Annotated in this window: 14 protein-coding genes; 8 read left to right on the top strand and 6 right to left on the bottom strand. The window is 70.3% G+C overall.

Annotated elements, in window-relative coordinates; genetic code table 11:
• Window positions 1–897 carry a CPBP family intramembrane glutamic endopeptidase gene (locus tag JNUCC0626_RS06025; protein ID WP_394618658.1) on the bottom strand — a complete coding sequence of 299 codons (897 nt, stop codon included), beginning with the start codon at window positions 895–897 and terminating at the stop codon, window positions 1–3.
• A gap of 136 nt (window positions 898–1,033) precedes the next feature.
• Here JNUCC0626_RS06025 and JNUCC0626_RS06020 point away from each other — a divergent pair, with 136 nt between their 5' ends.
• The 3 genes from JNUCC0626_RS06020 (at window position 1,034) to JNUCC0626_RS06010 (ending at window position 3,981) form a co-directional block, all read left to right on the top strand.
• Window positions 1,034–1,543, top strand: coding sequence for a hypothetical protein (locus JNUCC0626_RS06020; RefSeq protein ID WP_394618657.1), 510 nt, complete (start codon window positions 1,034–1,036; stop codon window positions 1,541–1,543).
• A 311-nt stretch (window positions 1,544–1,854) separates the two neighbouring features.
• Window positions 1,855–2,673 (top strand): MerR family transcriptional regulator, encoded by an 819-nt coding sequence (locus tag JNUCC0626_RS06015; protein WP_394618656.1) that lies wholly within the window; start codon window positions 1,855–1,857, stop codon window positions 2,671–2,673.
• A gap of 45 nt (window positions 2,674–2,718) precedes the next feature.
• A complete protein-coding gene (locus JNUCC0626_RS06010; protein ID WP_394618655.1) occupies window positions 2,719–3,981 on the top strand; it encodes a hypothetical protein in 1,263 nt (420 codons plus the stop codon).
• A gap of 3 nt (window positions 3,982–3,984) precedes the next feature.
• Here JNUCC0626_RS06010 and JNUCC0626_RS06005 read toward each other — a convergent pair whose 3' ends face one another.
• A complete protein-coding gene (locus JNUCC0626_RS06005) occupies window positions 3,985–4,737 on the bottom strand; it encodes an NADPH-dependent F420 reductase (protein ID WP_394618654.1) in 753 nt (250 codons plus the stop codon).
• Between the two features lie 94 nt (window positions 4,738–4,831).
• On the opposite strand from JNUCC0626_RS06005, the gene JNUCC0626_RS06000 reads away from it, so the two are divergent.
• A complete protein-coding gene (locus JNUCC0626_RS06000; protein WP_394618653.1) occupies window positions 4,832–5,416 on the top strand; it encodes a TetR/AcrR family transcriptional regulator in 585 nt (194 codons plus the stop codon).
• A 6-nt stretch (window positions 5,417–5,422) separates the two neighbouring features.
• Here the strand turns inward: JNUCC0626_RS06000 and JNUCC0626_RS05995 are convergent, their stop codons facing one another.
• Complete coding sequence (locus JNUCC0626_RS05995) at window positions 5,423–6,028, bottom strand: TetR/AcrR family transcriptional regulator (protein ID WP_394618652.1); 606 nt, start codon at window positions 6,026–6,028, stop codon at window positions 5,423–5,425.
• Between the two features lie 100 nt (window positions 6,029–6,128).
• On the opposite strand from JNUCC0626_RS05995, the gene JNUCC0626_RS05990 reads away from it, so the two are divergent.
• Both JNUCC0626_RS05990 and JNUCC0626_RS05985 read left to right on the top strand, forming a co-directional pair.
• Window positions 6,129–6,815 carry an SDR family NAD(P)-dependent oxidoreductase gene (locus tag JNUCC0626_RS05990; RefSeq protein WP_394618651.1) on the top strand — a complete coding sequence of 229 codons (687 nt, stop codon included), beginning with the start codon at window positions 6,129–6,131 and terminating at the stop codon, window positions 6,813–6,815.
• A gap of 116 nt (window positions 6,816–6,931) precedes the next feature.
• Window positions 6,932–7,375 carry a hypothetical protein gene (locus tag JNUCC0626_RS05985; RefSeq protein ID WP_394618650.1) on the top strand — a complete coding sequence of 148 codons (444 nt, stop codon included), beginning with the start codon at window positions 6,932–6,934 and terminating at the stop codon, window positions 7,373–7,375.
• 43 nt (window positions 7,376–7,418) lie between these two features.
• Here the strand turns inward: JNUCC0626_RS05985 and JNUCC0626_RS05980 are convergent, their stop codons facing one another.
• Together JNUCC0626_RS05980 and JNUCC0626_RS05975 are read right to left on the bottom strand one after the other, a co-directional pair.
• Window positions 7,419–9,134, bottom strand: a complete 1,716-nt coding sequence (locus JNUCC0626_RS05980) for an AfsR/SARP family transcriptional regulator (protein WP_394618649.1) — start codon at window positions 9,132–9,134, stop codon at window positions 7,419–7,421.
• Between the two features lie 199 nt (window positions 9,135–9,333).
• A complete protein-coding gene (locus tag JNUCC0626_RS05975) occupies window positions 9,334–9,822 on the bottom strand; it encodes a peptidoglycan-binding domain-containing protein (protein ID WP_394618648.1) in 489 nt (162 codons plus the stop codon).
• Window positions 9,823–9,997: 175 nt separating this feature from the next.
• Between JNUCC0626_RS05975 and JNUCC0626_RS05970 the strand changes: the two genes are divergently transcribed.
• Both JNUCC0626_RS05970 and JNUCC0626_RS05965 read left to right on the top strand, forming a co-directional pair.
• Window positions 9,998–10,894, top strand: coding sequence for a hypothetical protein (locus tag JNUCC0626_RS05970; protein ID WP_394618647.1), 897 nt, complete (start codon window positions 9,998–10,000; stop codon window positions 10,892–10,894).
• A gap of 8 nt (window positions 10,895–10,902) precedes the next feature.
• Window positions 10,903–11,559: a Type 1 glutamine amidotransferase-like domain-containing protein gene (locus tag JNUCC0626_RS05965; protein ID WP_394618646.1), complete on the top strand. Its 657-nt coding sequence runs from the start codon at window positions 10,903–10,905 to the stop codon at window positions 11,557–11,559.
• A 9-nt stretch (window positions 11,560–11,568) separates the two neighbouring features.
• On the opposite strand, the gene JNUCC0626_RS05960 is transcribed toward JNUCC0626_RS05965, so the two are convergent.
• Window positions 11,569–13,710, bottom strand: coding sequence for a DEAD/DEAH box helicase (locus tag JNUCC0626_RS05960; RefSeq protein WP_394618645.1), 2,142 nt, complete (start codon window positions 13,708–13,710; stop codon window positions 11,569–11,571).
• Window positions 13,711–13,721: the final 11 nt, after the last annotated feature.

The raw sequence follows: 13,721 nt of genomic DNA, 5'->3' as shown, positions 1-13,721 counted from the left end.
TCACACCCCGGTTCGCTGCTCCCCGGCAGCGGTGTAGCCGAGCCGTCCCTTCGTCAGCACCACGACGACGAGGGCCAGCACACCGAGCCCGAGCGCCGGACCCCACAGCGCTTCCTCACCGGCGTCCGGGAAGAACTCCGAGAACGCGACGGACTGGAAGTTGTTGATGGAGCAGTGCAACAGCATGACCAGGGGCAGGCTCTGGCGTCCCTTGTTGTAGACGAGGGTGATCAGGAAGCTCATCTCCAGCGCCATCACGGCGAAGCGGACGATCGTCTCGGCCGTGACGTCCGGGCCTCCCCAGGGCGTGAGGAACAGCGGCAGGTGCCAGATGATCCACAGAACGCCGAGCACGAGCGTGGCGACCATCGGCTGGTGCCGTTGCTGGAGGCGGCTGAGGGCGAAGTCGCGCCAGCCCGGTTCCTCCGCCAGACCCGTCGTGAAGAACTGGAGCACCAGCATCGGCACGTAGATCGCCAGCACCATCAGCGAGGGGGTGCGGAGGCCTTCGGCGTCGGTCGCCGCCATCGTGCCGAGCAGGACCGCCACGGGCACGGCGAACAGCGCGAACGCGTACCAGCCCACGCCGGCGCGGAACTGGAAGAGCCTCCTGCGCCACCGTCGCAGACCCTCCCTGCCCTCGGTGATGGCGGTGACGGTGAACGCCGCGGTCAGCGGGCCGAGGTACGCGCCGGGCAGGATCGCGGTGAGCTGGTTGCCCATCAGCAGGTCCGGGTAGCGGAAGTGCAGCACGCCGAACCCGTCCAGCGACAGGATGTAAGGCAGCCAGGCGAGCCAGCTGATGCCGTTGGCGAGGGTGAAGAACGTGATCAGCGGGAAGCGCTGAACCGTTGCCTGCCAACGGTTCTTGGCGGGGGCCGCAGGGGTTGAGGTCATGGCTGGAACACTAGGAATCGATCTTGTGCGCGTCAGTGCAGTCAGGGGGCGTTCTCGTGGTGGAGCCTGCTCCACCACGCTCTGATCTGGACGTACGGTCGCCGCGGAGCCCGAGAACCCGGAGCCCTACGCGATCGTGGCCGAGTGGCGGCGGGACAGACCGGCGGACCTCGCCGAGGTCCTGCAGGTCAACGCGCTGCGGGAGGCGGTGGCGCAGTCGTACGTCAGCTTCCTCGAGGGTGACGTGGACGCCGCGGCGATGATGCTCGGCTCGGTCACCGGGGTGCGGTCCGACATCGCGTGGGCCTCGGCCCCGTGGTTCAGCGACGAGCGGTTTCTCGGCGTGGTGAGCGCCGACGCGTTCGCCGAGGCCGCGCTGCGCACCTTGGACGGTGGCCGCGACCTCGACAGCGATGCGATGCGGGAGCGGCTGCGGCCGTGGTTCGGCGCCGTCGACGAGTCGTTCGCGTTGTGCGACCAGGCGGACACCGTGGAGCGGTCCATGATGACGGAGGTCGTCCGGGCGGGCACCTGGCGCAAACTCGGCGATCTGGACCAGGCGGCGGCCGCGTTCGAACGGGCCGTCGCCCTCGACCCCGCCAACTGGTCCCTGCACCTCGACCTGGCCGACCTGCACGCCGCATAAGGCGACTTCGCCGCCGCGGTCCGCGAGGCCGAGCAGGGCCTGGCGCACGAGCCGTCCGAGCCCACCCTGCGCGCGGCCGCGGCCGCCTACCGGACGCGGCTCGCCGGCTCGCCCGACGACCTGTGCGCGCTCGTCGAAGTGGCGCCGCTGCTGCAGAACCCCGGCTACCGGCAGATGCTGATCGCGCTCGCCTGCGCCGGTCCCGGCCTGCCCGCCGACCTCGTGGCCGCGGCACGCCGGGCAGGCTGAGAGTTGCAGCTGACGTAACGGCATGTGCTGTCCTTGAAGGCACCCCAGCCCGGAAGGCACCGATGCACCTCTCGTTCACGTCGCCCCGCCAGGTCAAGATCGGTGACGCCGCCGCGTTCGCCGGGACGACCCCGCGGGCCATCCGCCACTACCACCAGATCGGCCTGCTCCGGGAGCCGGAACGGGGCGCGGACGGCCGTCGCCGCTACGGCTACGACGACATGATCCGGCTGTTGTGGATCCGCAGGATGGCCGAGGCGGGTGTGGGGCTCGACGACGTGCGGGCCGCGTTCGACGACGCGCAGGATGTCGACGAGAACCTGCGCCGCCTCGAGGAAACCTTGGCCGCACAAGAGGTCGAGATCCGTCGCCAGCTCACGGCCGTGCGACGCCTGCGCGCCGTGGGCAGCCCGCTGGGGTTGCTGTCGGACCTCGTCACGGACCGGCTCGCCCACCTGCCGCCCGGCGCGGTGCGGCAGTCCGATGTGGACGCCCTGATGGTGACGGAACGGATCTTCGGCCCGATCGCCGCCGCGATCCAGGCCGGCTCGGTGATCGTGCTGGCCACGCACCCGGAACTGCGGGCGGAGGAAGACCGCCTCGACGCGGCCGAGGAGTCCCTCGACGACGGCGTCGACCCCGACGACCCGCGCGTGGAGGAGCTGGCCCAACTGCGGTACGCCCACCTCAAAGCCGTGGAACGGGCGCTCGTGGCGGCCGGGCTGGACGCGGTCGAGGACGAACTCTTCGAGACCGACGACGACGAGGAGCACGACGTCCAGATGAGCGTCTACGAGGCGTTCACCAAGATGCCGTACGACTTCTCCCCCGCCCGGATGCGCTGCGTCGTGCGCTCCGGCCAACTCCTCGCCCAGGACTGATCGTTCCGGGCCGGAGTCGGCGTGGGCGGCGCTAGTCTCACGCGCGTGAGCGATGCGTGGCACGAGTTCCGCCGAGAGGTGTTCGGAGAGCCGTACCTGGTGTGGCACGAGGGCGCCGACGTCGACGCGCTGGTCGCAGAGCACGAACGCGGGCCGGAGCGGGCGGAGCGGATGCTGCGTGTCGGCCTCGGCGAGGGTGATCACGTTGCGGTCGAGTCGCTGGGCGCGCTGGCACGTGCCGGTCGTGTGCCTTCGGACGCGGCGGCGCTGCTGAAGTCCACCCTGCCGTCGGCCGAGGGCACGTTCCGGGTGCGCGTCGCGCAGGTGTTGTGCGAGATGACCGGTGACGCCGAGTACGTGTCCGAGGTGGTCGCGGTGCTCGAAGGCGGCGAGCACTGGGGTGTTCGGATCACCGCGGCCATCGCACTCGCGGCGCTGCCGAGCACGCCGCGGTCGGTGGCGGCGTTCCACCGCGGCATGCTCGACCCGGAGTACCTGGTGCGCTATCACTGCGGCAACGGGCTGCTCGGGCTGACGCGGTCGAGACCGGACATCGCGAACCACAAGGGTTTCGCGCGGTTGAGCGGCGACGATCCAGCGCAGCACCGCGCGCTGGCCGACGAGTTGCGTGACGCCTGGGGAGCACGAACCGCCAAGACGTACGGCGACCAGGCGACGTTCGCTGTCGAGCTGGGTGCCGCCGATTACTCCGCGCCACACCTGCGGTCCGCCCAGGTGTACGCGGGCGGCGTCCGACTCTCCGGACCCGACCGACTGCACGTGGCCGCGCTGCGCAACCTCGACGTTGTCGACCGCGATGCCTTGGAGCGCCTGGGATTCGTGGACGTACCCGAGTCGTTCACGCTCGATCAGTCCACAACGGACCTGGTCGCGGCGCTCGACTTCGACTTCGACGTCGCGCGCTGGGGTGCCACGGACCTGCTGATCGGCGACCGGGCGCGGTTCGCGCTGGAGATCGGGCCGGTGGACCCCCTCGGACCACAGCTGCGCACGTGCACGGTGTGGCTGGACGGCGCTGTCGTGACGCCGTTCGACAACATCGCGTACGTGCCGCAGTTCGTGCACTCCCTGCAGAGCGACATCGCCCGGCGCTCGCCGGAGTTCGGGTCCTGGGGCCCCACCACCGATGACCTGTCCGCGCGGCTCGAGCCGGACGGCACGCTGCGGTACCGACTGCGCTCGCGGATCGACGGCGTCGGCGATCGCGAAGGCGAGGTGCAGCTGCGGGCCGACGAGATCGTCGAGGTGTTGCAGGAGACCGCCACCGTGCTGACGGCCGGGCAGTAGCCTTCAGAACCGGCTGATGTCGACGGCCTCGTGCGCCGTCTGGCGGGTCGCGGCCTCCAGCAACGCGCTGATCCGCTCGGCCGACGCGGGTGCGGCGGCTGCGGTCAGGTAGACCCAGCCCGCGTACTCCTGCAGGTCAAGCCCTTCCGGCGCGGCCTCGTGGTACGGCACGACGTACGCGGGCATGTCGCGTTCGCTGCGCCAGCTCTCCGCCAGGGTGCCGTAGTCGAGCGCGTCGAAGCCGAGTGCGTCCATCAGCCGCGTCACCTCGGCCTTGGCGGCGTCGTCGTCACCCGCGATCGGCAACGTGGCGCGATCCGGCGCCCCGGACGGGCGCGGCAGCTCCGCCAGGTGCCGGAAGACGATGTTGTTGAACGCCTTCACCACCCGCGCGCCCGGCAGCGCGCGCTGAAGCAGCCCCGACGCGGTGAGTTCACCGCTCTCCAGCTCGGCGATCTGCCCGTCGCGCTGCGGGTAGTAGTTCATCGCGTCGATGACGATCTTACCGTTCAGCTGCTCGGCGGGCAGGTCCCGGTAGGCGAACAGCGGCACGCTGACGACCACGAGATCGCCCGTCGCGACGGCTTCCTCGGTAGTCGCCGCCGTCGCGCGTTCCCCCAGCGAGGCAACGAGTTCCGCGAGCGTCTCGGGCCCGCGCGAGTTGCTCAGGACGACGTTCCAGCCGGCGTCCACGGCGAGCTTGGCGATGGCGCCGCCCACGTTGCCGCTGCCGATGAGGGCCAGGGTTCCAGACATGATCACAGCTTTCTTCGAGCTAACTCGACCGGTCGGTCGACTTCGAACGTAGCACGAACTCGACCGGCCGGTCGAGTTAGCTAGAATGACCCTCATGACAGGCGACAAGACCGCGGAACGACCGTTGCGCGCCGACGCCGTGCGCACCCGGCGCGCCCTGCTGGCAGCCGCGGCGGACGTGTTCGCGGAGCTGGGCATCGACGCTTCCGTGGCCCAGGTCGCGGCACGCGCGGGCATCGGCAAGGGCACGGTCTTCGGCCACTTCCCCACCAAGGAAGCCCTGCTCACGGCCATCGTCACCGACGCGGTGGACGACCTGGTGGCGGCAACCTCCGCACTGCCCGGCGACCTCACCCCGGACGCGGCGCTGCTGGCGTTGATGAAACTTCAGGTGGACCGATACGCGAGCAACCGCGCGTTCATCGAGCTGCTCAACACCTCACGCGCGGCGCAACTGCCCGACGTCCAGGCGCAGGTGACCCGACTGATCGAGGCCGGACGCCCGATCGTCGACCGCGCCCACCGCGAGGGCAGCCTCGACGAGGAACTGGACGCCCGCGACGTGGTGCTGCTGGCGTGCGGGCTGTTCGGCGCCGCGGAACCGTTGCTGGCCCATGAACCGAGGGCCGCCGATCGGTACCTGCGAGTGGCTTTCCGGGGCATGACGCGGGGCGACTAGCGCCCGTCAGGCCGTCTCCTGGTGCCGGTGGGCGAGGTCCTGCACGGCGGCCAGCAGCGCGGCCGCGAGCACACCGGTGGGCACGACCGGCCCGCCCGCCCCGGTCAGCGCGCGGTAGAACACCGGCCCGGTGAGGATCGCCGCCGCCTCCGCGAACGGCACGGCGGGCGCGATGTCCCCCCGCTCGATCCCGCGCGTGAGCACGCCGTCCACGGGCCTGTCGAACAGCGCCGCCGACCCGAGCAGCCGCGCCACTTCAGGATCGTGCTGCGCCTCCCCCACCAGCACCCGGTACGCGACACCGGCGGGTGAGGTGGTCAAGAACCGCTCCGCACCGTCGAGGTAGGCGACGACATCGTCGATCGTGGTGGCCCTCGGCGTGTCGCCGAGCTCCTTGGCCGCGTCGGTGATGGCGGCCTCGAACAACACCTCGGCCTTGGTCGACCACCACCGGTAGATCGTCTGGCGGCCGACCCCGGCCCGTTCGGCGATGCCCTTCATCGTCAGCGCCGCGTACCCGACCTCGACCAGCAGGTCGTCGACCGCGTGCAACACCGCCTGCCGCGCCTGCTCGCTGCGCGGCCGACCGGCCCGGGGGCGCACCTCGTCCATGCGCTGATCATCCCACATTCCGGCGCAATACTAGACACGGTGTCTCGAAACACCTACCGTTCCGAGACACCAAGCACCGAAATTCTCGAAGGAGCACCCCGTGCCCACCACCCGCAGGACCGCACTCGTCGTAGGCGCCTCCCGCACCCTCGGCCTCGCCATCTCCGCCGACCTGCTCCGCCGCGGCTGGCACGTGATCGGCACAGTCCGAAGTGGACACACGGCCCTGCACGACCTCGCCGCCACCTCGGACCGGCTGGAGGTCGAGACCGTGGACATCACCGACGCCGACCAGGTCACCGCCCTGCACGACCGCCTGCACGGCCGCACCCTCGACCTGCTGTTCGTCAACGCGGGCATCACCCACGCCAACGTGCCGATCACCTCGGTGAGCACCGAGTCGTTCACCGAGGTGATGATCACCAACGCGCTGAGCCCCGTCCGGGTGGTCGAACGGCTGGGAACCCTGGTCGCCGAGAACGGCACCATCGGCGTCATGTCGTCCAGGCAGGGCAGCCTGACCCTCAACACCAACGGCGGGCACGAGCTCTACCGCGCCAGCAAGTCCGCGCTGAACCAGCTGATGCGCAGCTACGCGGCCCGGCACCAGGACGAGCGCGCCGTGCTGCTCATCAACCCCGGCTGGGTGCAGACCGATCTCGGCGGGCCGGGGGCGGTGCTGACCGTGGAGCAGAGCGCGCCCGCCGTGGTCGACGTGCTCGAACGGCATCACGGCGAACCCGGTCTGCGGTTCCTGGACCACGAGGGCCAGGTCCTGCCGTGGTGAGCGGCTAGCGGGCCGAGACCCTGAGGCCTCTCAAGGTTTTGCGCAAGGTTTTGGGCAAGGCCCGCCGCGCAGACTCGGGCAGCGCAAGGACACTTCGACCCTGAGGGGGGACGAGCGTGAAGATCTCTTCCGCTGTGGCGGCACTGTTGGTGACGGCTTCGGCAGCACTCGCGTTTGCGGGGACGGCGAGCGCCGCCGACCAGAAGCCGCTGCCCATCACGACGGGCGCCGCGGACACCGACCAGTCCGGGTTCGGCATCCTGTCGTGCACCCACACGCACAGCAACAAGGACTCGCGGACCGGCAAGCTCTTCGACGGCAGCAACGTCAACATCCGCCGCGGGCCGCACACCGCGTGCACGTCCGACGGCCAGGGGCAGTTGTCCCACAACGTCGACTACCACTGCTACACCAGCGGCGACGCGGTCACCAGAGGCGGCGTCACGTACCTCACGTGGACGTACCTGCGGGACACCACGACCGGTGTGCAGGGCTGGGTCAGCGACTCGTTGCTGGACGTCAACCCCAACGGAACCAGGGGCAGCCTCGTGGCGTGCTGAGCCGGGCCGCGGTGGCGTCGTCACGGCGCCACCGCGGCACAGTTCACCTGTGCGGCAACGGATCCGCGTCGAGTTGCTGGGCGTAGCGCCGGAGCAGGTCGTGCATCTCGAACCGGTCCGCGGCGGTCTGCTCGACGAGGTGCGCGGCACGCAGCACGTCCAGCGAGCGGCGTGCCGCGGGCAGATCGACTCCGGCCAACGCCGCCGCGGCCGCCGCGCTGTGGGCGGGACGCGACCCCAGCAGGCGGAACAGCCTCGCGGCCGAGCGCGGCAAAGCCTGGTACGACCACGAGAACACGCTCCGCACCGAGGACGCCGGGTCGCCGGGCACGTCCAACGCGTCGAGGTCGCCCAGCACGTTCAGCGCCACCACGACGTCCGCCAGTCGCGCCGACCGTTGCGCGGCTACCCGCAGCGCCAGCGGTAGCCCCGCGCATCGCCGGGCCACCTCGACGGCCGCCGGGAGTTCCGCGTCGACTCGGTCGCCGCGCATCTGCCGCAGCAGGTCGAGCGACTCCCGTTCGGTCAAGCGCCCCACCGTGATCCGGTGCGCGCCGTTGCGGACGACCAAGCCCGTCAGGTCGTCCTGGCTCGTCACCAGCACCACGCCGCCGTGCCGTCCGGGCAGCAGCGGACGCACCTGGTCGACCGACCGCGCGTTGTCCAGCACTACCACCATGCGCAGGCCGGCGAGCGCTGAGCGGTACAGCGCGGACCGCTCCGCCAACCCAGGTGGGATCCGCTCCGCCCCGAGCGCGCGCAGAAAGCCCTCCAGCGCAACGGAAGCGCACATCGGTTCGGCGGCGTCGTAGCCGCGCAGGTTCACGTACAGCTGGCCGTCCGGGTACTCGGCGCTGTGCAGGTGCGCCCATTGCGCGGCGAGCGCCGACTTTCCGACGCCGGCGGTGCCCACGATCACCGACACCGGTCGGCCGAGTTCACGCAACTCCTCCGCGCGGCCGACGAAGTGCGGGACGACGCCGGGCACCTGGGCCGGTGGCTGCACATCGACCGGGGGTGCCACCTCGCGTGCCTGCCGCAACAACGCGGTGTGCAGGCGTTGCACCTCGGGCAACGGGTCGACGCCGAGCGCGTCGGCCAGCCGGTCGCGCAGCGCCTGGTAGGCCGCGAGGGCCTCCGCCTGCCGTCCCGACCGGTACAGGGCAAGCATGTACTGCCTGGTCAGCCGCTCGTCCAGCGGGTGCTCCCGCACGGCCGCGGCCAGCGACGTCACGAGTTCGCCGTGCCTGCCCAGCGCGAGTCGCAGGTCGACGCGGTCCAGGTCGACGCCGAACCGTTCCTTCACGAGGTTCTCGCGGACGTTGTCGAGCCACGGCGTGCCCATCCCCGCGAACGCCTCGCCCCGCCACAACGCCACCGCCTGGTCGAACAGGGCCAGACGACTGGTGAGAGCGCTCTCGGAACGCCCCCGTGCCACCAGCCCGCGAAACCGGTGCAGGTCCACGGACTGCGGGTCGACGGCCAGCACGTACCCGCCGGACCTGCGAGTGATCTCCACGTCCAGCCCGCGGAACACCTGCCGCAGCCGGGAAAGGTACGTGTACAACGTGTCGCGGCCCTGCCGGGGCACGCCGTCGCCCCACGCCCGGTCCAGCAGTTGTTCCGCCGACACCACCTGGTTCGCGTCCACCAGCAACGCCGCCAGCACACACCGTCTTCGGCCGTGCCCGAGCTGGACGGCCTGGTCCCCACGCCAGGCCCCCACAGTTCCGAGCAGCCGGAACTCCACTTCCCCCATCCGACTGGGATAGCACGCCGGTGCGCGGCGGCGGGCCGGGTTGCCGTGCCGTTCGCCCGACGAGACCAATCCGAACCCGCCAAAAGAAAAGCAATTCCCCGAAAAAGCGCACGACAATTCCGGCGGACCGAATGCGCGAATCCGCCGGAACCACTCGTGTTCAGAAAACGAGCCGGTTCAACTCACCAACGTGCGTTCATCAGCACGCGGACGAGATGGACCGGTAGTACGCGACGTGCCCGGGAAACAATTCGTAACGACCGTTGACCCGCAGGAAGTACTCGTCGCGGACGGTGCCGTCGTACCGGAAGATCTCCGGATCACCGGTGGTCCGGAGCTGGTTGTCGGCACGGCCGAAGGTCAGCGAACCCACGCGGCCGTCGTCGTCGAGCTGCCTGGCCGCCTGCCACCTGATGGTGGCCGCCTCGGTGGTCGGCCCGAACCGGCAGTCGATGTCGTTGACGCCGATGTATCCGTCCGCGTAGAGCACCTTCTGCCAGATGCCCGTCGCGGAGCTGTTGGGGAACGTGGACCGCGACAGCTCGCCCTCGTCACCCCAGTCGTCGGTCACGGTGCCACTGCCGCTGATGTACCCCTGGGACACCGACGCCTGCGCGGCCGCTCCCATTGAGAACGTCAGTGCGACGACAGACGACACCACAGCGACAGCCTTGAACAAACGCTTCATCCTTCTCCTGCCACAACGTGTCACCGTTAAACGGCATCATGCCATCCAATAGCATTCCACGGCACGGGTACTTCAGAAGCAAATACAACAATTTTCGGGTGGCCGCATTTCTACTCCGTTCGGCGGCGGGCCCTCACTCCCGAACGGTCCGAGCCCGTCCTGGATGATGTCCGGCGTGACAGGTGTCGACGTCTTCAGCGCCAGCCGCGAGCGGTACCTCGGCCCGTTCGGCGGTGACGGGGTCTTCTGCGTGGGCAACGCCGACGAGTGCGACCACTACACCGAGGACGGCGCCGTCCGGATTCCCTGGGGACGCGCGCCACGGCCCGAGGACAAGGCACGGATCCGCAGCCTCGCGCTGTGCCCGACGCCGGCCCAGCTGAGCAAGGCGGTATTGCCCGCCTACCTGCCGGACCTGGTGAACCTGAGCTCCCTCACGGTGCCCGCGCGGCTCCTCGCCCACCTGAAGTCCTCGACGCTGACGTCGCTCGTGATCGGCAACGACGACGGCCAGGCCCCGCCGCTCCCCCTCGCCGCCGACACCGCCCTCCCTGCGTTGCGAGGGCTGCTCTGGGTCAGCTCGTTCACCACTCCGCGACTGCCTCAGGTGGTCGACCCGCTGCCACCGCTGAAGTTCCTGCGCACCAACGTGTCCGGAGACGTCGCCGTGCTGCGTCAGCTCGCGACCCTGCCTTCGCTGCGGCACCTGGAGGTGGTGGACGTCAAGAACTTCGACGTGGTCGACCACCTGGTGGCGCCGCTGCAGGCGTTGGAGATCGGCGGCACCGGACGTGACTTCCCGGTGGCCCGGCTCGCCGCGATCCCGACGCTGGAGTCGTTGCGCCTCAACGGAGTCCGGGCCGAGATCGACTGCTCGGTGTTCCCGGCGCTGCCGGATCTGAGCCAACTGACCATACTCAACTCGAAGAGGATCGTGAACGTCGAGGCGCTGCTGGAGTGCCCGAAGCTCGCGAGCATCATGGTCGTCGACTGCGGCAACCCGTTCAAGAAGGCCGGCAAGAAGTTGTTCGAGGCACACGGCTTCGCCGAGCTGGACATCAAATACTCCTAGGGCGGCTCATGAAACTCCTGCTCACCTCGGGTGGCGTCACGAACCCGACCATCCACTCCGCACTCCTGGAGCTGCTCGGCAAGCCGATCTCCGAGTGCCACGCCCTCTGCGTTCCCACGGCCCAGTGGGGACATCCGATGTGCGGCCCGGCGTCGGTGCGCGGTTTCGTGGCGGCCGAACCGCGGTGGCAGCACTTCTCCGGCCTGGGCTGGAAGTCGCTCGGCGTCCTCGAACTCACCGCCCTGCCGTCGATCGGCGCGCAGCGGTGGGTGCCCTGGGTCCGGGAAGCGGACGTGCTCCTCGTCGACGGCGGCGACGCGACCTACCTGAGCCACTGGATGCGCGAGTCCGGGCTGGCCGACCTGCTGCCCTCGTTGGGCGAGAAGGTCTGGGTGGGCGTGAGCGCCGGCAGCATGGTCATGACGCCCCGAATCGGCTCGTACTTCGTCGAGTGGCCGTCCGCTCCCGACGACCGCACCCTCGGCGTCGTCGACTTCTCGATCTTCCCGCACCTCGGCGCGTTCCCCACGAACACCCTGGCCGACGCCGAGAGGTGGGCCGCCGACATCGACGGCCCGGCCTACGCCATCGACGAGCAGACGGCCATCAAGGTCGTCGACGGGACCGTCGAGGTCGTCTCGGAAGGACAGTGGACCAAGTTCTGAGCGACACCACTAGAGCCCGAGGCGCTGCTGTTCGGCCTGCACCACCCGTTGTTCCACCGACACCGCCGAGTCCAATGCGCTCGCGGAGGAGTGCTTCGTATCGCTCTCCCGCGCGTAGTGGTCGAACAGCAACGTCTTGTGGTCGCGGATCTCCCGCACCCGCGCGTCCACGCTGTCCTTGACCAGCAACCGGTGCACGTGCACCTTGCGGACCTGGCCCATCCGGTGGCAGCGCGCGATCGCCTGGTCCTCGGTGCTCGGCTTCCACTGCGGTTCGGCGATGATCACGACAGAGGCGGCCTGGATGTTGAGGCCCACGCCGCCCGCCTCGATCTGGGCCAGCAGCACCGCGTGCCCCTCGCACGCCGTGAACGAGTCCACCAACTGCTGACGGCCCTGCGCCGAGGTCGCGCCGGTCAACGGCCCGAAGACCTCGACGTGCTCCGCGACGGCGTCCAGCACGTCGTGGAAGTACGAGAACACCACGACCTTCCAGCCGTTGTCGCGCGACTCCTCGACGATCTCCAGCAGCCGTTCCAGCTTCGCCGACCCGCGCGGGGTGCGCGGGGTGCGCGGGGTGAAGGCGGCACGGCGCATGGCCATCAGGTTTCCCTCGCGCACCGCGTCGAGGTAGGCGCCGCGGTCCTGCTTGCCGAACTCGACCCAGTCCTCGACCTCCAGCAGTTCCGGCAGCTCCCCCAGCACGTCCTCCTGGTTGCGCCGCAGGTACACCGGGGCGACGACGCGGCGGAAAGCCTTGGCTCCCACCACGGCGTCGGTGCTGCCCGTGCGGGCCGCGACGCTCGGCTGGAGGTAGGCGACCAGGTTGCGGAACTCCTCGACGCGGTTCTCCATCGGCGTGCCGGTGAGCAGGATCGCCCGTTCCGCGCGCTGCACCAGGGCGTTGACGGCCTGGGAGCGTTGCGTGTCCGGGTTCTTGACGTAGTGCGCCTCGTCGACCACGACCAGGGTCGGGCGGAACTTCTTCGGCAGCACCAGTTTCGGCAACGTGCCGAACGTCGTCACGCCGACACCGCCCCGCGCGAGCCACTCGCCGACCGCGCTGTCGCGGCCCGCGCCGTGCAGGCGGTGCGGCACGAGGTCGCTGTGCCGCGCGATCTCGTTGACCCAGTTGACGACGACGCTCGCCGGGCAGACCACGAGGAACCCGGTGCGCCCGCCCGCGGCGAGGTTCGCCATCACCGCGATGGCCTCGATCGTCTTGCCCAGGCCCATCTCGTCGCCGATGATCACGCGCTTGCGGGCCAGCGCGAACTTCGCGCCGAACACCTGGTAGCCGCGCAACGACACCTTCAGCAGGCTGGTGTCCAGCGGGGTGGCGTCGACCTCGTGCTCGATGTCGGACGGCACGAAACCCTTGGCGGCACTGCGATCCGGCACCCCGGCGAGGTCGGCGAGCTGCGTGTTGTAGGCGGCCGCGTCGAGTTCGTAGTCACGCCACAACGCACGAGAATCGAGGTCCGGCACCCGCAGCTGCGCGCCCACCGCGCGCAACGCCGTCGCGTCACGACTGCCCAGCAACGTCTCGAGCCGGTCGAGCGACTCCAGGGCGGCCCGCCGGTTCCGGCCCGACGAGAAGAACATCCGCAGCCGGCTCCACGCCCGGCCCGCGGCCCGCACGTCGGCGTCGACCCGGCCCAGCACGTCCGCGAGCGGCTCGCGCAACGGTCCGACGAGCTGGTTCGCCCTGCGCAGCTTGGACAACAGCTGCAGCAGCTCGGTCTGGTCGCGGTCGGCCCGGTCCGGGTTCAGCCGCACGGTCGTGTCGCGCACCACCCCGTCGACGACGGCCCGCACGACCTTCAGGATCTGCTCGGCCGACTGCCGCCCGACGCCGGGTACGCCGTCGAGTTGCTCCAGTCCCGCCCGCGCGACGTCGGCGACGGTCCGGTACCCGGCTTCCTTCAGCGTGCTCAGCCGCAGGTTCGCACCGGCGTCGCGAAGCTGGTCCACCGGCATGGCCCCGAGCCGTTCGGCCACCAGCCCGTCCCGCACCGCCTGGTACCGCGCGGTGGCGAGCGCCAGCAACCGGTCCGGTTCCGCGCGCACCCCGGCCACCTCGGCGCGGAACGCCTCCGCGGCCTCCAGCACCGCACGCGCGTGCCTGCCGACCTTCGACGAGTCGCTCACCCGTGTCCTTC

The organism is Lentzea sp. JNUCC 0626, assembly GCF_043632865.1.
Classification (GTDB): Bacteria; Actinomycetota; Actinomycetes; order Mycobacteriales; family Pseudonocardiaceae; genus Lentzea.
The sequence above is the reverse complement of the archived record's forward strand: the minus strand, read 5'-3'. Positions and strand labels throughout refer to the sequence as shown.

Excerpts from the sequence above, each read along its gene's own strand:
- JNUCC0626_RS06005 (WP_394618654.1), bottom strand. The coding sequence starts at position 4,737 with ATGTCTGGAACCCTGGCCCTCATCGGCAGCGGCAACGTGGGCGGCGCC.
- JNUCC0626_RS05995 (WP_394618652.1), bottom strand. The coding sequence starts at position 6,028 with ATGGACGAGGTGCGCCCCCGGGCCGGTCGGCCGCGCAGCGAGCAGGCG.
- JNUCC0626_RS05975 (WP_394618648.1), bottom strand. The coding sequence starts at position 9,822 with ATGAAGCGTTTGTTCAAGGCTGTCGCTGTGGTGTCGTCTGTCGTCGCA.
- JNUCC0626_RS06000 (WP_394618653.1), top strand. The coding sequence starts at position 4,832 with ATGACAGGCGACAAGACCGCGGAACGACCGTTGCGCGCCGACGCCGTG.
- JNUCC0626_RS06025 (WP_394618658.1), bottom strand. The coding sequence starts at position 897 with ATGACCTCAACCCCTGCGGCCCCCGCCAAGAACCGTTGGCAGGCAACG.
- JNUCC0626_RS05980 (WP_394618649.1), bottom strand. The coding sequence starts at position 9,134 with ATGGGGGAAGTGGAGTTCCGGCTGCTCGGAACTGTGGGGGCCTGGCGT.
- JNUCC0626_RS05965 (WP_394618646.1), top strand. The coding sequence starts at position 10,903 with ATGAAACTCCTGCTCACCTCGGGTGGCGTCACGAACCCGACCATCCAC.
- JNUCC0626_RS06015 (WP_394618656.1), top strand. The coding sequence starts at position 1,855 with ATGCACCTCTCGTTCACGTCGCCCCGCCAGGTCAAGATCGGTGACGCC.